The following is an 18444-nucleotide window of genomic DNA, read 5'->3' as shown; positions in this document are numbered from 1 at the left end:
CGGCCAGGGGTCGGTGGGCGGCTAGATGCCGCGAGCGAGGCGGTAGTACGCCGCGTTCCAGCGCAGCGACTCGGTGAAGCCGCGGAGCGTGGTCTGCTCGTCGATGATCAGCAGCTCGGTCTCCGCCATCCTGGCGAAGTCCTCGAACGCCTGCAGGCCGACGGCGGTCGACATCACCGTGTGGTGCGCGGCGCCCGCCTCCAGCCAGGCCGTGGCGGAGGTCGTGAAGTCGGGGGCAGGCTTCCAGACCGCCCTGCCCACCGGCAGGTGGGGGAGCGGGGCGGTCGGCTCGACCACCTCGACCACGTTCGCCACCAGGCGGAACCGGTCGCGCATGTCCGAGAGCGCCACGACCACGGCGGGGCCGGGGTCGGCGGTGAACACGAGGCGCACGGGGTCGTCCTTGCCGCCGATGCCGAGGGGATGCACCTCGAGCGTCGCCTTCGTCGAGCTGAGCGCCGGGCTCACCTCGAGCATGTGCGCTCCGAGGATGCGCTCGTCGCCGGGGGTGAGATCGTACGTGTAGTCCTCCATCAGGGAGGCGCCGCCGGGGAGGCCCGCTCCCATTACGTTCGCCGCGCGCACCAGGATCGCGGTCTTCCAGTCGCCCTCAGCGCCGAAGCCGTATCCCTCGGCCATCAGCCGCTGCACGGCGAGACCGGGCAGCTGCTTCAGCGCGCCGAGGTCTTCGAAACTCGTGGTGAACGCGCCGAAGCCGCCCTCTTCGAGGAACGACCGCAGGCCGATCTCGATCGCGGCGCCGTCCCGGAGGGAGGAGTGGCGCTCTCCGCCGCGGCGCAGTTCGGGCGCCACGTCGTAGAGGTCCTCGTACTCGGCGACCAGGGCGTCGATGTCCGACTCGGCGGCCGCCGCGACGGCGTCGGCCAGTTCGTTGACGCCCCAGGTGTTCACCTGCACGCCGAACCGCAGCTCCGCCTCCGTCTTGTCGCCCTCGGTGACGGCGACGAACCGCATGTTGTCGCCGAAGCGCGCCAGCTTGAGCGAGCGGGTGGCCGCCCAGCCCGCTGCGGCGCGCATCCACGTGCCGATCCGGGATGCGACGTCCGGGTTCGACACGTGGCCGACGATCGTGGTGCGCGGAACGCCGAGCCGTGACTGGATGTAGCCGAACTCGCGGTCGCCGTGCGCCGCCTGGTTGAGGTTCATGAAGTCGAAGTCGATCTCGCCCCACGGAAGCTCGACGTTCGCCTGGGTGTGGAAGTGCAGCAGCGGCTTGCGGAGCGCGTCGAGACCGGCGATCCACATCTTCGCCGGACTGAACGTGTGCATCCACGCGATGAGGCCGATGACGGCGTCGTCGGCGTTGGCCTCCAGGGCGATGCGGCGGATGGCGTCCGCGTCGGTGAGCACCGGCTTCCAGACGATGCGCACGGGGACGTCGCTGGAGGCGGCGAGCTGGTCGGCGATCGCGCGGGACTGCTCGGCGACCTGCGCGAGCGTCTCCGGGCCGTAGAGGTGCTGGCTTCCGGTGAGGAACCAGACCTCGTAGTGGTCGAGCGTGGTCGAGAGCTTCGGCATCAGCTGAGGGATCCTTCCGGGTTCTGTCCGTAGACGTTCTGGTAGCGGTGGTAAAGGGCGTCGATGGCGTCCTGGGCGATGGGCACGAGCTCGCCGCCCTGCTTGGCGATGTGCACGGTGCGGGCGACGTCCTCCGTCATGACGGCGGCCTTGACCGCATCCCGGGCATCCCTGCCGATGGTGAAGACGCCGTGGTTCTGCATGAGCACGGCGCGCGAGCGGTGCCCGGTGAGCGTCGCGACGATGCCGCGGCCGATCGAGTCGTCGCCGATGATCGCGAACGGGCCGACCGGGATGTCGCCGCCGAACTCATCCGCCATCGCGGTGATGACGCACGGGATGGGCTCGGCGCGCGCCGCCCACGCCGTCGCGTACGTGGAGTGGGTGTGGACGACGCCGCCCACCTCGGGCATGTTGCGGTAGACGTACGCGTGCGCTGCGGTGTCGCTGGAGGGGGAGCGGTCGGATCCGGCTGAGCCGGGGACGACGTCGCCGTCGAGCGTGCAGAGGATCATGTTCTCCGGCGACAGGTCGTCGTAGTCGACGCCGCTCGGCTTGATGACGAACAGATCGGTGCCGGGGACGCGGCCCGAGATGTTCCCACCTGTCCAGACCACGAGGCCGTTGCGGGTGAGTTCGGCGTGCAGGGCGGAGACCTGCTCGCGCACGGCGCGGACGGCGGGGGTGTCCGGGTTCTCGGGAGTGTCGGTCATGCTGCAGGTCCTTCCAGGGGCATCGCGTCGACGGCCGCCTGCTCGATGGCGAGGCCGGAGCGGTAGCGGTCGAGGTAGGAGGCGAAGCCGGCGACGTCGTCGGGGTCGGGGGTGGTGGTCTCGAACGCGAAGGTGCCGAAGACGGCGGTGCGCAGGTAGGTGTCGAGGTCGACGGGGGAGTCCGATGAGGAACCGGTGAACGCGGCGAGCACCGCGATACCCCACGCGCCGCCCTCCGACGCCGTCTCGGAGACGGAGACCGGCGCATCCAGTGCCCCGGCGAGGAAGCGCTGCGCGACGCCCGCCGTGCGGAACATGCCGCCGTGGGCGAACATCCTGTCGAGCGCGACGCCCTCGTCGGCGAGCACGCGCATCCCGAGTGCGAGGATCCCGAACACGCCGTAGAGCTGGGCGCGGACCACGTTGCCGAGGGTGAAACGGCTCTCGGGGGTGCGGACGACGAGCGGCCGGCCCTCGGTGAGTCCGGCGATGGGCTCGCCGGCGAGCGTGTTGTACGCGAGGATTCCCCCGGCGTCGCTGTCGCCGTCGAGCGCCTCGCGGAACAGCGTGTCGTAGACGGCGTCGGTGTCGAGGGCCGCCCCGGATGCGGCGGAGAACCGGGCGAACAGGCCTGCCCACGCCGCGAGCTCGCTCGCCCCGTTGTTGCAGTGCACCATCGCGACCTGATCGCCCGCGGGCGTCGTGACCAGGTCGAGTTCGTGGTGCAGGCCGCCGAGCGGGCGTTCCAGCACGACCATCGCGAAGATGCTGGTGCCGGCGCTGACGTTGCCGGTGCGCGGCGCGACGGAGTCCGTGGCGACCATCCCGGTTCCCGCGTCGCCCTCCGGCGGGCAGAACGCGACGCCGGGGCGCAGCTCACCGGACGGGTCGAGGTAGGCGGCGCCCTCCGCGGTCAGCTCGCCCGCGTGCTCACCGGCGACGAGCACCTCGGGCAGCAGATCGGCGACGCTCCCGGTCGGGAGGCGGTCGGCGGCGAGGGCGTCGTAGCGCGCGATCAGCTCGGCGTCGTAGCCCTTCGTGGACGAGTCGATCGGGAACATCCCGGATGCGTCGCCGACGCCGAGCACGGAGCGCCCGGTGAGCAGCCGGTGCACGTACCCGGCGAGCGTGGTCAGCGAACGCAGCCGCGGAAGGTGCTGCTCGGCGTCGAGCACGGCCTGGTGCAGGTGGGCGATGGACCAGCGGAGCGGGATGTTCACGCCGAACAGCTCGGTGAGCTCGGCGGCGGCCGCTCCCGTGGTGGTGTTGCGCCAGGTGCGGAACGGGGCGATGGCCTCGCCGTGCTCGTCGAGCGGGAGGTAGCCGTGCATCATGGCGGAGACGCCGATGGTGCCGAAGCTCTGCGGGCGGATGCCGTGGCGGCGCTCCGCGTCGGCGACGAGGTCGGCGTATGCGGCCTGCAGGCCGGTGCGGACGGCGTCGAGGGAGTACGTCCAGATGCGGTCGACGAACTCGTTCTCCCACTCGTGCGAGCCGACGGCGAGCACGGTGGACGGGTCGTCGGCGTCGACCAGGCACGCCTTGATGCGCGTCGAGCCGAACTCGATGCCGAGGGCCGTGCGGGCGGCGGCGATGGCGTCGTGGCCGGTGGCGTGGCCGGTGGCTGGGCCGGTCGCGGCTTCGGGCGCGTGGCTGTTCTCGTGGTCCGTCATCCGTCTCCCTCACACCAGTGTGACCGGTCACATTGCTGCATCAGTATCGCCCGCGCGCTCGCGCTCTGTCAATCCGGGGTAACCCGCGAAGCCATCGAGTCCGGACTTATGCACGCTCCCCGCGGCGTGTCGCGTGCATAACTGCGGACTCGATTATCGGGGGGCGCCGGTGGAGGCGCGGAGGACGAGCGTGGGGGCGATGGGGGCGGCGAGCGGGGGTGCGGCGGCCGCCGCGATCTCGGCGAGGAGGCGGGCGACGCAGCGGCGGCCCAGCTCGCGGAAATCCTGCCGCACCGTGGCGAGCGGCGGCGCGAAGTACGCGGCCTCCGGGATGTCGTCGAAGCCGATCACGCTCACGTCCTCCGGCACCCGGCGTCCGCTCTCGCGCAGGACGTGCAGCAGCCCGAGCGCCATCTGGTCGTTCGACGAGAACACCGCCGTCACGCCGCCTCCACCCGACCCGTCGAACAACGCGGCGCCGATGCGTGCTCCGGATGCGGAGGTCCAGTCGCCCGGCTCCGTCACGATCCCCTCCAGTCCGTCCACCGCCAGCTCCGCGGTGAAGCCGCGCTGGCGGGCGGCCGCTTCCTCCCACTCGGCCGGTCCGGCGAGGTGGGCGATGCGCCGGTGCCCGAGGTCGAGCAGGTGGCGTACCGCCAGTCGCGCGCCGGCGAACTGGTCGACGACGACGCCGTCCTCTCCCGGCTCCTGCGAGCCGTGCAGCGTGACGAACGGGACGCCGGGTGCCGCCGAGCGGAGCGCATCCACCACCGGGCGTTCGGGGGCGACGACCACGATCCCGTCCACCGCCTGCGCCGCCAGGTGTTCGAGGGCGGCGTCCACCTCCTCCGCGGTCGTGTCGGCGACGTGGGCGACGGTCACGAAGTATCCGGCGTCGCGGGCGGCCTTCTCGACGGCGTCGATGCTGCTCGCCGGTCCGAACAGGGTGGAGGCGGAGGACGCGAGCACGCCGATGGTCATCGAGCGTGCCGTGGTGAGCATCCTGGCGGCGCGGTTGGGGCGGAACCGCAGCTCCTCCATCGCGGCGAGCACCCGCATCCTGGTCTCGTCACGGATGCTGGGGTGCTCGTTCATCACGCGCGAGACGGTCTGGCGCGACACTCCGGCGACCCGGGCGACGTCGCGCACGCCGGGCGCTCTGCTCTGGCCGTTGCTCTCCACGGTGAACACTGTATGGCCTGCAGCGGGGACCCCGGACCTGGAAGCTCGGAAGGTGGTTAGTGTAGCCTTACCTAAGTCCGGACCACCCGATCAGGAAGGCGCCCTGTGCCGTTGCTCGCACTCGAGAAGACCGACCGACCCGGCTACCGCCCGTACCGCGCGACCGTCGTCGGTGTGCGGCAGCTCAGCCCGAGCTTCGTCCGCGTCACCTTCGCGTCCGACGCCTTCGACACGTTCGGCACGGACTGCCTCGACCAGCGCATCAAGATCGTCTTTCCCCTGCCGGACGGCAGCTTCTCCGACCTCGGCGCCGACAGCGAGGATGCGATGCTCGCCGGCGATTGGTACGACCGCTGGCGTTCCCTCCCCGACCACCTCCGCAACCCGTTCCGCACGTACACGGTCCGCGCGATCGACCAGGATGCACGCCTCCTCGACGTCGACTTCGTCTCCCACGGCGACGGCGGCCCGGCCGCCCGCTGGCTTGCAGATGCGGCACCGGGCGCCGAGGTGATCGTGGTCGGACCGGACGCCCGCAGCATCCACTGCGGCACGGGCATCGACTGGCGGCCCGGCGACGCGAGCGACCTGCTCCTGGTCGGCGACGAGACCGCCGCCCCCGCGATCTCCGCGATCCTCGAAACCCTCCCGGCCGGCCGCCGCGCCCACGCATACATAGAGGTGCCGGATGCGCGCGACAGCCTCGCGCTCAGCCACCCGGCCGGGTGCACGGTCACCTGGCTCGACCGCGCGGGCGGAGACAACGGCTGCCGCCTCATCCCGGCGGTGCAGGACTGGCTCGCCGCGCATCCGGAGACGGTCGAGGGCGCATCCGCCACCCGCGAGCAGCGACTCGACGACGTCGACATCGACGTCGAGACCTTGTGGGAGAGCCCCGAGCAGGCGCCGAGCGGCTTCTACGCCTGGATCGCGGGGGAGTCGTCCACCGTGAAGACCCTGCGCAGGATGCTGGTGACCGGCAGCGGCATCGACAGAAGCCGCGTCGCGTTCATGGGGTATTGGCGGCTGGGGAAAGCGGAGTCGTAGGCGCCGCCTGCCCTCAGCCCCCGCTGCTCTGCTTGTCGGTGCCCGCGAACGTCTCCGGGTAGTTGCTGAGCCACGACCAGTGGCTGACCGGCCAGCTGACCACGAAGGCGCGGCCGACCACGTCGTCGAGGGGGACGAAGCCCTTGCCCGGGTCGTCCATGTGGTAGCGGGAGTCTGCGGAGGCGTAGCGGTTGTCGCCCATCACCCAGAGCTTCCCGGCGGGGACCGTCACGTCGAAGGCCTTGGCGGAGACCGCCTGGACGCCGACCGGGAGGAGCACGTACGGCTCCTTCAGTGGGACGCCGTTGACGCTCAGCTGGCCGAGGGCGTTGCAGCAGGTGATGTGGTCGCCCGGCAGGCCGATGACGCGCTTGACCAGGTGCTGGTCGCTGTCGGAGGCGCCGAGGCCGACGAAGTCGAGGACAGCGCCGACTCCCTTCTGCAGGGGGTTGGCGGTGCTGGGGGCCGGGGCAGGCAGCCAGCCGCCCGGATCCTTGAACACCACGACGTCGCCGCGCTGCAGGCCGAACAGTTTCGGCTGGAACTCGTTGACGATGATCCTGTCGTTGATCTGCAGCGTGTTCTCCATCGAACCCGACGGGATGTAGAACGAGCGGACCACGAACGTCTTGACCAGGAACGACACCAGCACGGCCACCAGGAAGATGACCACGACATCGCGCAGGAGCGATTTCCAGGTCGACTTCTTAGCGCCTCGGCGCGGGGTGGCTGTGGTGCTTTCGGTCACAATCTTTCACCGTAGCGTGCCGACCCTGTGAGCTGCATCCGACTCCCCGGTACCCCGCTTTGGGACCCTTGTGCTGGGTGTCCGCCGGTGAGAGCATTCAGTCACGGGCGCGCCGGTCCCACCGGCCGCCCGCGTGACGATGCGAAAAGCTCCGAAACACGCTGAGCAGTGGTCACGACGCGAACGTCCGCGCCGCGGTGATCGCGGCCGCGGCCAGGCGGGTGCGGGCAGGATCGGCGCCGTCGCCATCGTCGCACTCTCTCTGATCTTCGGCACCCAGCAGACGGCTTTCGCCGCGGGATGCGACACCGACGACACCGGATGCTCGACCTCCACACCGACGCCGACGCCATCGCCAACCCCCTCCACCGGCCACGATGACGCGGACGACTCGACGACGAGCCCCACGCCCACCCCCACCCCGAAGCCGACCGAGACACCAACACCAACACCAACACCCACGCCGACCTCGACTCCCACGCCCACCCAGACACCGACTCCCACGCCAACACCGACTCCAACCCCCACGCCCACCAAGACACCGACTCCCACGCCGACCCCCACCCCGCCTCCGACCACCCCCGCTCCCACCGACCAGGTCCCGCTCGAACCGTCCCCCGTCTTCGACAACGGCGTCACCCTCGACGATTCTCAGGTTCAACAGGCCGCCCAGCTCGCGAGCGATCTGGCTTCCGCCCAGCAGACCCTCTCCGACGCCACAGAGGCGTCGCGCGGCGTCCAGCGCGAGAAGGACCAGGCCGTGGCCGCCGCTGACGCGCTCGCCGCGCAGGCGAAGGCGGCGAAGCAGCAGGCCGAGCAGTCCGCCGGGTTCGCGACCGCCCTCGTCCGGTCGCAAGGGTCGCGGTCGCTGACGATGGACCCGCTGACCGCAGCGCTCGCCAGCCCGGGCAACCTGCTCGACAAGCTGGGCGCCGTGGACCGGTTCCGGTCGGTCACCGCCGACCGTGAGGCCGCGATGACCGTCGCGAAGCGCGACGCCGAGCGGGCCGCCGTCCTGCGCGACAGGGCCGACGAGGCGCAGCAGACGGCGGACGGCGTCGACCTCGACGGCAGCGAGCAGGCGGTCGCCGACGCGCAGGCGGCGGTCGACACCGCGGAGTCCGCACTCGCGTCGATGCCGACGCTGCAGGCGGCGGGGGTCGGCTGGCAAGCCCTGGTGAACGTCCCGGTCGGCGTCACCGGCTGGGTGCTCCCGGTGCACGGCCCGCTCACCGACGGCTTCGGCCCACGCCCGTCTCGCCCCGCCGGGACCGCGCTGTTCCACCCGGGAGACGACCTCGGCGCCGGATGCGGATCCACCATCGTCGCGGCGTCGGCGGGCACCGTCGTGGCGGCCGGGCCGAACGGCTCGTACGGGAACTTCGTGATGATCGACCACGGCGGCGGCGTCGACACCGCGTACGGTCACATCGTCGACGGCGGGATCGGCGTCACCGTGGGCGAGACCGTGCAGGCCGGGCAGCCGATCGCGCTCGTCGGCAGCACGGGAGCATCCACTGGATGCCACCTGCATTTCGAGGTGCGGGTGAACGGTCTGCAGATCGACCCGATGCCATTCATGGCCGCCAGAGGCGTGGTGCTCGGCACCCGCTGAAACGCGTTCCTCCGTGTTGCCAGGGTGGTCTCGCGGTTTTCCGTCCCTCGGGCGTACGGTGCAAATATGACCGAACTCACCGAGCTCGTCGGGTCATGGATGCGGCGCCAGCGCTGGTACTCGACCAAGAGCGTCGAACCGCGCCTGCGGCTGCTGGCGTCCTTCGAGACCGGACACGCGGACGATGACGTGCGCATCGTCACGCACTTCTTCGCCGACGACGCGCCGCGCACGCCGCGTGTCTACCAGGTGCCCGTCGTCGCCAGGCCGCGGGCGGACGGCGACCCCACCGCGCTCATCGGCGAGGCGGGTGGCCGCTACCTCTACGACGGCCCGGACGACGAAGCGTACGTCGCCGCCCTCGTCGCGCTGATGGACGGAGCGCTCGGCGTCGACGGCAGGGACGCGGACGCGCTCGGACATACGCTCGGAGCGCCCATCGTGGTCCGGTCGTCGCGCAAGCTCACCGGCGAGCAGTCCAACACGTCGATCGTGGGGGAGCTGGAGGGTGGCAGGCTCGCGCTCATCAAGGTGTTCCGGGTTGTGCAGGACGGCGAGAACCCGGATGTGTCGACCCTGGCCGCGCTGACGGCCGGCGGTTCGCTGCGCACCCCGGCGCTGCTCGGCTGGCTGACCGGCAGCTGGCCGTCGCCCACCGGCGCCGGCCGCGCATCCGGTGAGCTGGCGCTCGTGCAGGACTTCCTCACTGGAGCGGAGGACGGCTGGGAGCTCGCGGTGAGCGCGGCGGAGCGGGGAGAGGACTTCGCCGAGCGCGCGTGGGCGCTCGGAGCCGGCACGGCCGAGCTGCACCTCTCGCTCGCGCAGGCACTCCCGACGAAGACCGCGACCCGGGACGACGTGGCGCTCGCCCTCGACGGGATGTTCCAGCGCCTCACGATCACGTCCAGCGAAGTGCCGGAGGTGGCCGAGCTGCGGGCGGGGATCGCGGCGGTGTACGAGGTGGCCGCCGAGGAGCCGCATCCACTTTTGCAGCGTATCCACGGCGACCTGCACCTCGGGCAGGTGCTGTATTCGCCGGAGCGCGGCTGGCAGTTCATCGACTTCGAGGGGGAGCCGCTGCGACCCCTGTCCGAGCGGGCGATCCCGGATGCGACGATGCGGGATGTGGCGGGAATGCTGCGCTCGTTCGACTACGTCGCCGGGTCGCTGGCCAGGCGGGAGCCGCCGATCGACGTGAGCGCATGGGCGGCCAGGGCACGGCAGGCGTACCTCGACGGGTACGCCTCGGTCGCCGGCCCGGCCCTGGCGGAACACCAGCAGCTGCTCGACGCGTTCGAGCTGGACAAGGCGGTGTACGAGGTGACGTACGAGGCACGGCACCGGCCGTCGTGGGTGCCGATCCCGCTCGCCGCGGTGCGCAGGCTGCTCTCGGCGCGCGTGAGCTGAACAGCGCTGGCGTGAGCTGAACAGCTTGTACGCAAGCTTGCATGCAAGCGCGTAGACTGGGGGCATGATCCCCGCGGCAGAGCTTGCGTACGCCACCACCAAACGACTCATCCTCAGCGGGACGGCGCCGGGAGGCGCGCTCCTCAGCGAGGCCCAGGTCGGCGCGGAGCTCGGCGTCAGCCGCACGCCGGTGCACGAGGCGTTCCTGCGTCTCGCCGCCGAGGGGCTGCTCACGCTGGAGACCCGGCGCGGCGCCGTCGTGACGCCGATGCCGCCGAGGGAGGCGCAGAACGTGCTCGACCTGCGCGAGGTCATCGAGGCGGGAGCCGCACGCCGCATCCTGGATGCGGGCGGTCCCGACGAGACGCTACTGACGGCCCTCGACGATGCGCTCGCCGAGCAGCGCGCCGCCATCGCCGCGGACGACGTCGAGCGGTTCGTGGAGGCCGACCAGTGGTTCCACGCCGCGATCGTGGAAGCGTCGGGCAACGACCTGGCCGTGCACTTCTTCGGGATGCTCAGGGACAGGCAGCAGCGCATCCGGCACCAGCTGTTCCGGGTGCGGCCCGGCACGCTCGCCGACTCGCTCGCCGACCACGAGGCGCTGCTCGCCGCGCTGCGCGACGGCAACGATGACGGCGATGGCGACGGCGACGGCAACAGCGGCACCGCCGCGTTCGACGAGCAGCTGCGCGCCCACATCGCCAGGAACCAGGGGGCGCTGTGAGCCGCACGAAACAGACGCCGCCGTGGCGCATCGTGTTCGCGCTGATGTTCTTCTGCTCCTGGTGCGGCAACCAGTTCAGCCCGCTGCTGCTGATGTACAAGGACGTCCAGCACTACTCCGAGCTGACCGTCAACATGTTCCTCGGCGTGTACGTGCTCGGTCTCGCGCCTGCCCTGCTCATCGCGGGGCCGCTCTCCGACCGGCACGGCAGACGGCCGCTCATGCTCGTGGGCGTGCTCACCGCCGTGCTCGCGAGCGCGAGCCTCGCGCTCGGCACGTTCGGACCCGTGCCGATCTACATCGGCCGTTTGCTCTCCGGCATCACCGTCGGCATCGCGATGGCGGTGGGCACCAGCTGGATGAAGGAGGTGTCCTCTCCGCGCTTCGAGCCGGGGGTGGATGCGGCGGCAGGCGCACGACGCTCCTCCCTCGCCTTCACCCTGGGCTCGGCCACCGGCGCCCTCGTCGCCGGAGGGATCGCCCAGTTCACCACGCTCGGCGAGGAGCTGCCGTTCGCCGTGCACATCCTGTTGACCCTGCCGTTCGCGTGGCTGGTGCTGCGCGCACCGGAGACCGCGACCACCGGCGGTGAGCGCGGTCCGCTCGTGGCGCAGCTGCGCATCCCGGGCGCAGGGCACAAGCGGTTCCGCCGTGTGGTGATCGTCGCTGCGCCGTGGATCTTCGCGGCCGCCGCCCTGGCATACGGTTACCTCCCCGTGCTGCTGGCGAAGCAGACCGGCGAGTGGGGCCTCGGATACGCGACCGTGCTGACCGTGGTGGCGCTCGGCGTCGCCTCGCTGGTGCAGCCGATCGCGAAGCGGCTGCACTCCGTCTCCAGCGCGCGCGGCCTGGTGGCGGCGCTCGTCATCATCGCGGCGGGACTGGTGGTGCTCACCGGCGCCGTCGCGTGGGGATCGCTGTGGCTGGGCGCCGCGGCGAGCGTGGTGCTCGGCGCCGGCATGGGCGTCGCCCTGGTGTCCGGGCTGCTGGAGGTGCAGCGCATCGCGACGCCCCGCGACCTCGCCGGGCTGACCGGGATGTTTTACGCCGTTGCGTACGCCGGCTTCCTGGTGCCGACGATCATGGCGGCGCTCACCCCGCCGCTCAGCACGATCGGCCTGTTCATCGCCCTCGTCGTGCTGGCCGCCCTCTCGGCCCTACTGCTGCTCGCCTCGTACACGAAGCACCTGCCGCACCCGCCGACGGCGCCCACCCCGGCCATCGGCTCCTGACCCGCGCGGCCGCCCCCCACTCGCGCACGTCCTCCGTTCACGCGGAGTTCCTGCGGCTCGCGCCTGCTTCATCCGTTCGAACGGAGTTCCTGCGGCTCGCGCCCGCTTCATCCGTTCGAACGGAGTTCCCGGCGGCGTGTCGCCCCAACTTTCCGGTGTTATGGCAGCGCCGACGCGCACGAGCTGGCGGCGCGTAAAGCCGGAGTTCCTCCAGGACACGCCGCCCGGAACTCCGCACGACAGGAGTTATCGGCCGAACTGCTCGGAGACTCCGCAAGAGCGGAGTCTGCGCCGAGTGGGGTGGGTGACCGGGTGAGCGGGAGAGGGGGCCTCAGGCGCGCGGACGCACCGCCCAGCAGCGCCGCGCGGCCCCGCCGCACACGCCGCGGCGCCGGAGCGTTACCCGCGCGTCCGGCGCCACGTGGGGTCGGCGCATTGAAGCCCTGTGCCGCCTTGCGGTGATTGTCCGTCCGTCTGCCGTCGAGCGGTAGACAGACAGGGGATTCTACTGCTGCGCGGCCGCCGTGGCGCCGATGCGGTATCGGGCGCCGCGGTGGTTCTCCGGCAGCCGGTCGCCCGCGCCGTGCAGCTTGTGGCGCAGGCTGCCCTCCACGTACTCCTCCGGGTATGCACCGCGCTTCCGCAGCTCCGGGATGACGAACTCGACGATGTCCTCGAACGTGCCGGGCGTGATCGCATACGCGAGGTTGAACCCGTCCACGTCCGTCTCGTCGACCCACTCCTGCAGCTGGTCGGCGATGCTCACGGCCCCGCCGACGATGAACGGGCCGAGCCCGCCGATGACGCCGTTGCGGCCGATGTCGCGCACCGTCCACTCACCGCCGTCGGCGTTCGGGCGCTGGAAGTTGGCGACGGCGGACTGGATGGCGTTGCTCTTGACGTTGCCGATGGGCTCGTCCAGGTCGTACTGGGACAGGTCGACGCCCATCCAGCCGGACATGAACACCAGCGCGCCCTCGTCGCTCGTGTACTGCAGGTAGTCCTCGAACTTCGCCTGCGCCTTCTCGTCGGTCTCGTCGGTGATGATCGTGAGGAGGGTGTAGATGCGTGCGGCGTACCGGTCCCTGCCGGCGGCTTCGAGCGCATCCCGCAGCTTGGCGACCGTCTCCTTCAGCCCCTCCTTGGTGGAGGCTGCCACGAAGATCGCCTCCGCGTTCTCCGCCGCGAACGAGATGCCGCGCTTGGAGGCGCCCGCCTGGTAGATCACCGGCGTGCGCTGGGTGCTCGGCTCGGACAGGTGGATGCCCGGCACCGTGAAGTGCTTGCCCTGGTGGCCGATCTCGTGCACCTTCGACGGGTCGGTGAACACCCCGGATTCGCGGTCGCGGATCACGGCGTCGTCCTCCCACGAGCCTTCCCACAGCTTGTAGAGCACTTCGAGGTACTCGTCGGCCTGGTCGTAGCGGTCGTCGTGCTGCAGCTGGTCGTCGTGGCCCATGTTGCGGGCGGCGGAGGGCAGGTAGCCGGTGACGACGTTCCAGCCGACGCGTCCGTTGGTCAGATGGTCGAGCGTCGACATGCGGCGCGCGAACGGATACGGGTGCTCGTACGCCGTTCCGGCCGTGATCCCGAATCCGAGGTGCTCGGTGACGAGCGCCATCGCCGACACCAGCAGGATGGGGTCGTTCACGGGCACCTGTGCGCCGTGCCGGATGGCCGCCTCGTTGGAGCCGCCGTAGACGTCGTATGTGCCGAGCACGTCCGCGATGAAGATGCCGTCGAACGCGCCGCGCTCCAGCAGCTTGGCCAGCTCGGTCCAGTACGCGAGGTCCTTGTACCGCCAGGCCTGGTCGTCCGGGTGTCGCCACATGCCGGAGGACTGGTGGGCGACGCAGTTCATGTCGAAGGCGTTGAATCGGATCTGACGGGTCATGAAGCCAGAATGCGCGACGACGGCCCGGGATGCACGTGCGCCGCAACGTGACGTAACGAACGGCGGGCGACGGGATGCGACAGCGTCACCCCGCGCGTCACGCGCCGCGGGTCACCCCGCGCGTCACCCCGCGTGTCACTCCCCGCGGAACTGCGGCCGGCGCTTCTGCTGGAACGCCGCGAACCCCTCGCGGTAGTCGGCCGTGTCGCGCAGTTCGGCCTGCGCGCGGTTCTCCGCGGCGACCGCATCCCACAGCGCCAGCTCGCCGTCCCGGATGGCCGCCACGATCCGTTTGCTGGCCAGCAGCGCCGCCGTCGCTCCGGATGCCGCCGTCTCGGCAGCAGCGGACACGGCGGCCTGCAGCTCGTCGGCGGGGAGTGCCCTGCTGAACAGGCCGGACGCCACCGCCTCCGTCCCGCTCATCAGCCGCCCGGTGTAGATGAGGTCGAGGGCCTTGTGCGGCCCCAGCCGCGTCACGAAGAGCGAGTGCCCTCCCGAGTCGAGCAGCGCGCCGAGCGCGGCGAACGGCGAGCCGATCTTGGCGTCCTCCGCAACGTAGACCACGTCGGTCGCCAGCAGCAGGCCGAGCCCGACGCCGAGGGATGCGCCCTGCGCAGCGGCGAAGGTCGGCGCCGGGAAGGCGCTCATCCGGCGCAGCAGCGGCGTGACCAGGCCGTCGAGGTATCCGCTCACGTCGTCGGTCGCCGCATGCACGCCGGCGATGTCGCGCCCCGCGCAGAACGCGCGCCCCGCGCCGGTGAGCACGAGGGCGCGCACGCCGGCCGCCTCGGCCTCGCCGTATGCGGCGGAGAGCTCGCGCAGGCCCGTCTCGTCGAGCGCGTTCAGCTTCTCCGGGGCGTTCAGCGTGATCCTGGCGATGCTGTCCGTGATGGTGAGGTCGATCATCGGCGCTCCCTCCGCGCGGTGCTATCCGTCATAGTCGACCACCACGCGGTCGGTGAGTGGATGCGACTGGCAGGTGAGAACGTATCCGCGCTCCAGCTCTTCCGGCTCCAGCGCGTAGTTCTCCGTCATCCGCACGTCCCCGCTGACCAGCCGGGCCCGGCAGGTTCCGCAGACCCCGCCTGCGCACGCGAACGGCACATCCGGTCGCACCCGCAGCGCGGCGTTGAGCACGGACTCGTTCGCGTCCACCGGGGTGTCCACCGTGGAGGTCTGGCCGTCCAGCGTGAACTCGATCTGCACCGTCTTGTCGCCGTCGCGCGCGATCACCGGATGCCCGGCGTCGCCGGTGACCTGCGTCGGCTCCCCGGTGGTGAACAGCTCGAACCGGATGTGCGAGCGGTCGACGCCGACCGATTCGAGCACATCCCGGCACAGCTGCACCAGCTCGAACGGACCGCACAGGAACCACTCGTCGACGGTCGCGGGCGGGATGAGCACGTCGAGCATCCTGCGGAACCGGTCGTCGTCGATGCGACCGGAGAGAAGAGGAGCGGAACGCTGCTCGCGGGAGAGCACGTGGTGCAGCGCGAGCCGGGAGGGGAACCGGTCTTTCAGGTCGGCCAGCTCTTCGAGGAACATGACGTCGATCGCCGTCCTGTTCGTGTAGACGAGCGTGAACTGCGAGGTCTCCGACGCCGACAGGATGCTGTGCGCGAGCGCCATCAGCGGCGTGATGCCCGAACCGGCCGCGATCCCGACGATGTGCTTCCCGTCCAGTGCGGCGAGGTCGGTGGTGAAGGTGCCCTGCGGGCTCATCACGTCGATCCGGTCTCCCGCCTTCAGCTCGCTGGTCGCCCAGGTGGAAAACGCCCCGCCCAGGTCGTGCTTGATCGCGACGCTGATGCTCCCGGCTGTCGGAGGGCGGCAGATCGAATAGCTGCGGCGCAGTTCGCGGCCGGAGACGGTGGCGCGCAGGGCGACGTGCTGCCCCGGCTGGTAGTCGTATTCGCCGCGGAGCTCGTCCGGCACCGCGAACGTCACCTCGACGCTGGCCGCGGTGAGCGGCCGCACGTCCGCGACGGCGAGCGTGTGGAAACGGGCGCGCGCCATCACAGCACCTTGAAGTAGTCGAACGGCTCCCCGCACGCGGAGCACTCGTACAGCGCCTTGCACGAGGTCGAGCCGAAGTGCGAGACCTCGCGGGTGTCGAGCGACTGGCAGTTCGGGCACTTCACGGCCATCCGGATGCGCACCGGACCGTCCACCGCCGGTGCGGCCCCGGTCGGCGGCGCGATGCCGAACGCGGCCAGCGCCGCCTTGCCCTTGTCGCTGATCCAGTCGGTGGTCCACGCAGGGGAGAGGGCGAGGCGCACGGTGACGGGGCCGAAGCCCGCCGCGCTGAGCGCCCGCACGACGTCGGCGCGGATGGTCTCCATCGCCGGGCAGCCGCTGTACGTCGGGGTGACGACCACGTTCACGCCGTCGTCGGTGACGGTGACCTCGCGCAGCACCCCCAGGTCGTCGATCGTGAGCACGGGAACCTCGGGATCGACGACGGAGGCGGCGACGGCCCAGGCCTGGTGCGCGTCGGCGAAGTGGCCGCTCACCAGGTGGCCCCGGGGAACTGCCTGGCGAGCACCTGCATCTCGGCGAGCAGCGGTCCCAGGTATTCGGAGTGCCGTCCGTGTCTGCCGCCGCCCGAGGCGGAGAACACGGCCGGCGGTTCGAGGCCGGTCTCGTCGAGAACCGGCCGGATGCTCCCGTCGAACGCCGGCCGCAGCGACGACGGTCGCGGCGCCACGTCCTCCAGCCGGTCGAACAGCTCGTCGTCGGTGAAGAGCTCGTCGACGTTCGGCCACAGGTCGGACAGGGCGGTGACGGTGCGGCGGCGCGACTCGTCGGTGCCGAGCGCGAGGCGGAGCATCCACTGGTCGGCGTGGTCGCGGTGGTAGTCCACCTCTTTCACGGCCTTCGCCGCGATGGCGGCGAGCACGGGGTCGGACGATGCCCGCAGCCGCGCGTACAGCTCGAACAGATAGTGCGCCACAGCGAACTGCCGCACGATGGTGTGTGCGAAGTCGCCGTTCGGCTGCTCCATCAGGTGCGCGGAGCGGAACTCGTGCTCGTCGCGCCAGTATGCGAGGTCGTCCTCCGACCGGCCGGATGCCGTGCCCGCGTAGCGCAGGAGGGATCGGGCGTGCCCGAGCAGGTCGAGGGCGATGTTGCCGAGGGCGACGTCCTCCTCCAGCTCGGGGGCACGGGAGATCCAGCCGCCGAGCCGCTGGGCGAGCACGAGGGAGTCGTCGCCGAGCCGCAGGGCGTACTCGGCCACGTCGGGGGTCGCGACCTCGTCGCCCGCGATGAACTCGCTGTCGAGGGTGACGGCGGAGAGCTCGACGTGGCCGTGCTCCAGCTCGGGTTCGCTCACAGGTGCTTCACCCCCTCGCTCTCGGTGTAGTAGGTGGCGTGCCGGTAGTTCTTCCCGGCGGGCGACTCGAAGAACGCGCCCTTCGCATCCGGGTCGCTGGCGGTGATCGCGTCGGACGGCACCACCCAGATCGAGACCCCTTCGCTGCGGCGCGTGTACAGGTCGCGGGCGTTGCGCACGGCCATCGTCTCGTCCGGGGCGTGCAGCGACCCGACGTGCACGTGGCTGAGGCCGCGGCTCGACCGCACGAACACCTCCCAGAGCGGCCACACCTCGGCGTGCCCGGCGTCCGGGATTCCCTGGGCGGGCATCATGCCGCCTGTCCGGACTGCTTGGCGGCGTACGCGGCAGCAGCCTCGCGCACCCAGCGTCCGTCCTCGTGCGCCTCGCGCCTGCGCTGCATCCGCTGGGCGTTGCACGGGCCGCGCCCGGCCAGCACCTCCTGGAACTCCGTCCAGTCGATCTCGCCCAGGTCGTATGCCTGGCGCTCCTCGTTCCAGCGCAGGTCGGGGTCGGGCAGCGTGACGCCGAGCACCTCGGCCTGGGGCACGAGCATCCCGACGAACCGCTGGCGCAGCTCGTCGTTGGAGAACCGCTTGATCTTCCACGCCATCGACCTGGCCGAGTTGGGCGAGTCGTCGTCCGGCGGCCCGAACATCATCAGCGACGGCCAGTACCAGCGGTTCACCGCATCCTGGGCCATCTGCCGCTGCGCCTCCGTTCCGCGCATCAGCGTGAGCAGGATCTCGAAGCCCTGCCGCTGGTGGAACGACTCCTCTTTGCAGATGCGGACCATCGCCCGGCCGTACGGGGCGTAGGACGCCCGGCACAGCGGCACCTGGTTGCAGATCGCTGCGCCGTCGACGAGCCAGCCGATCGCGCCCATGTCCGCCCAGCTGAGTGTGGGGTAGTTGAAGATCGACGAGTATCGCGCCTTGCCGGCGATGAGCTGCTCCGTCATCTCGTCGCGGGTGATGCCGAGCGTCTGGGTGGCGGAGTAGAGGTAGAGGCCGTGACCGGCCTCGTCCTGCACCTTGGCCATCAGGATGGCCTTGCGCTTGAGGCTCGGGGCGCGGCTGATCCAGTTGGCTTCCGGCTGCATCCCGATGATCTCGGAGTGCGCGTGCTGCGACATCTGCCGGATGAGGGTCTTGCGGTATGCCTCCGGCATCCAGTCGCGCGGCTCGACCCGCGAGTCGGTGTCGAGGAGCTCGGCGAAGCGGGCCTCTTCCGGTGTGCTCTCCTGGGGGAGCGGCTCTGCCGTGATGGTCATCGTCGACCCTTCCGAATTACTAACTGATCGTTCGGTTAGTATATAGTCTGGTTCACGGTC

General features: G+C 70.9%; 17 protein-coding genes. 5 read left to right on the top strand and 12 right to left on the bottom strand.

Annotated elements, in window-relative coordinates:
* Positions 1–21: 21 nt before the first annotated feature.
* The 4 genes from araA to ACN6M5_RS07970 all read right to left on the bottom strand — a co-directional run bounded on the left by araA (position 22) and on the right by ACN6M5_RS07970 (position 5107).
* Positions 22–1539, bottom strand: coding sequence for an L-arabinose isomerase (gene araA / locus ACN6M5_RS07985; protein ID WP_434949198.1), 1518 nt, complete (start codon positions 1537–1539; stop codon positions 22–24).
* On the bottom strand, positions 1539–2252 hold the full coding sequence (locus ACN6M5_RS07980; RefSeq protein WP_434949197.1) for an L-ribulose-5-phosphate 4-epimerase: 714 nt from the start codon (positions 2250–2252) through the stop codon (positions 1539–1541). The genes araA and ACN6M5_RS07980 overlap by 1 nt, the downstream gene beginning before the upstream one ends.
* Positions 2249–3925 carry a xylulokinase gene (locus ACN6M5_RS07975; protein WP_434949196.1) on the bottom strand — a complete coding sequence of 559 codons (1677 nt, stop codon included), beginning with the start codon at positions 3923–3925 and terminating at the stop codon, positions 2249–2251. The genes ACN6M5_RS07980 and ACN6M5_RS07975 overlap by 4 nt, the downstream gene beginning before the upstream one ends.
* Positions 3926–4078: 153 nt before the next feature.
* A complete protein-coding gene (locus tag ACN6M5_RS07970) occupies positions 4079–5107 on the bottom strand; it encodes a LacI family DNA-binding transcriptional regulator (RefSeq protein WP_434949195.1) in 1029 nt (342 codons plus the stop codon).
* A 105-nt stretch (positions 5108–5212) separates the two neighbouring features.
* Between ACN6M5_RS07970 and ACN6M5_RS07965 the strand changes: the two genes are divergently transcribed.
* Complete coding sequence (locus tag ACN6M5_RS07965; protein WP_434949193.1) at positions 5213–6154, top strand: siderophore-interacting protein; 942 nt, start codon at positions 5213–5215, stop codon at positions 6152–6154.
* Between the two features lie 13 nt (positions 6155–6167).
* Here ACN6M5_RS07965 and lepB read toward each other — a convergent pair whose 3' ends face one another.
* Positions 6168–6902 (bottom strand): signal peptidase I, encoded by a 735-nt coding sequence (gene lepB, locus ACN6M5_RS07960; protein ID WP_085371440.1) that lies wholly within the window; start codon positions 6900–6902, stop codon positions 6168–6170.
* 139 nt (positions 6903–7041) lie between these two features.
* Here lepB and ACN6M5_RS07955 point away from each other — a divergent pair, with 139 nt between their 5' ends.
* From ACN6M5_RS07955 to ACN6M5_RS07940, 4 genes are all read left to right on the top strand, one after another.
* Entirely contained in the window at positions 7042–8517 is a 1476-nt protein-coding gene (locus ACN6M5_RS07955) for a M23 family metallopeptidase (RefSeq protein WP_434952351.1), read from the top strand.
* A 66-nt stretch (positions 8518–8583) separates the two neighbouring features.
* Positions 8584–9924, top strand: a complete 1341-nt coding sequence (locus tag ACN6M5_RS07950; protein WP_434949192.1) for a maltokinase N-terminal cap-like domain-containing protein — start codon at positions 8584–8586, stop codon at positions 9922–9924.
* Positions 9925–9988: 64 nt separating this feature from the next.
* The gene (locus ACN6M5_RS07945; protein ID WP_434949191.1) at positions 9989–10651 is read left to right on the top strand and encodes a GntR family transcriptional regulator; all 663 of its coding nucleotides are present in this window, start codon (positions 9989–9991) and stop codon (positions 10649–10651) included.
* Positions 10648–11883 (top strand): MFS transporter, encoded by a 1236-nt coding sequence (locus tag ACN6M5_RS07940; protein WP_218775188.1) that lies wholly within the window; start codon positions 10648–10650, stop codon positions 11881–11883. Before ACN6M5_RS07945 ends, ACN6M5_RS07940 begins: the two co-directional genes overlap by 4 nt.
* A 505-nt stretch (positions 11884–12388) precedes the next feature.
* Here ACN6M5_RS07940 and ACN6M5_RS07935 read toward each other — a convergent pair.
* The 7 genes from ACN6M5_RS07935 to paaA all read right to left on the bottom strand — a co-directional run bounded on the left by ACN6M5_RS07935 (position 12389) and on the right by paaA (position 18384).
* Positions 12389–13777 carry an LLM class flavin-dependent oxidoreductase gene (locus ACN6M5_RS07935; RefSeq protein ID WP_434949190.1) on the bottom strand — a complete coding sequence of 463 codons (1389 nt, stop codon included), beginning with the start codon at positions 13775–13777 and terminating at the stop codon, positions 12389–12391.
* A 135-nt stretch (positions 13778–13912) separates the two neighbouring features.
* Positions 13913–14683 (bottom strand): enoyl-CoA hydratase/isomerase family protein, encoded by a 771-nt coding sequence (locus ACN6M5_RS07930; protein WP_434949189.1) that lies wholly within the window; start codon positions 14681–14683, stop codon positions 13913–13915.
* Positions 14684–14704: 21 nt separating this feature from the next.
* Positions 14705–15793, bottom strand: coding sequence for a 1,2-phenylacetyl-CoA epoxidase subunit PaaE (gene paaE / locus ACN6M5_RS07925; RefSeq protein WP_434949187.1), 1089 nt, complete (start codon positions 15791–15793; stop codon positions 14705–14707).
* Complete coding sequence (paaD, locus tag ACN6M5_RS07920; protein ID WP_434949186.1) at positions 15793–16290, bottom strand: 1,2-phenylacetyl-CoA epoxidase subunit PaaD; 498 nt, start codon at positions 16288–16290, stop codon at positions 15793–15795. Before paaD ends, paaE begins: the two co-directional genes overlap by 1 nt.
* A complete protein-coding gene (gene paaC / locus ACN6M5_RS07915) occupies positions 16287–17111 on the bottom strand; it encodes a 1,2-phenylacetyl-CoA epoxidase subunit PaaC (protein WP_434949185.1) in 825 nt (274 codons plus the stop codon). The genes paaD and paaC overlap by 4 nt, the downstream gene beginning before the upstream one ends.
* The gene (gene paaB, locus ACN6M5_RS07910; protein WP_434949184.1) at positions 17108–17422 is read right to left on the bottom strand and encodes a 1,2-phenylacetyl-CoA epoxidase subunit PaaB; all 315 of its coding nucleotides are present in this window, start codon (positions 17420–17422) and stop codon (positions 17108–17110) included. Before paaB ends, paaC begins: the two co-directional genes overlap by 4 nt.
* Positions 17422–18384: a 1,2-phenylacetyl-CoA epoxidase subunit PaaA gene (paaA, locus tag ACN6M5_RS07905; protein WP_085371274.1), complete on the bottom strand. Its 963-nt coding sequence runs from the start codon at positions 18382–18384 to the stop codon at positions 17422–17424. Before paaA ends, paaB begins: the two co-directional genes overlap by 1 nt.
* Between the last annotated feature and the right edge of the window lie 60 nt (positions 18385–18444).

It is taken from the genome of Leifsonia araucanica (assembly GCF_051161895.1).
Classification (GTDB): Bacteria; Actinomycetota; Actinomycetes; order Actinomycetales; family Microbacteriaceae; genus Leifsonia.
This window is presented reverse-complemented; position numbering and strand designations above follow the sequence as displayed.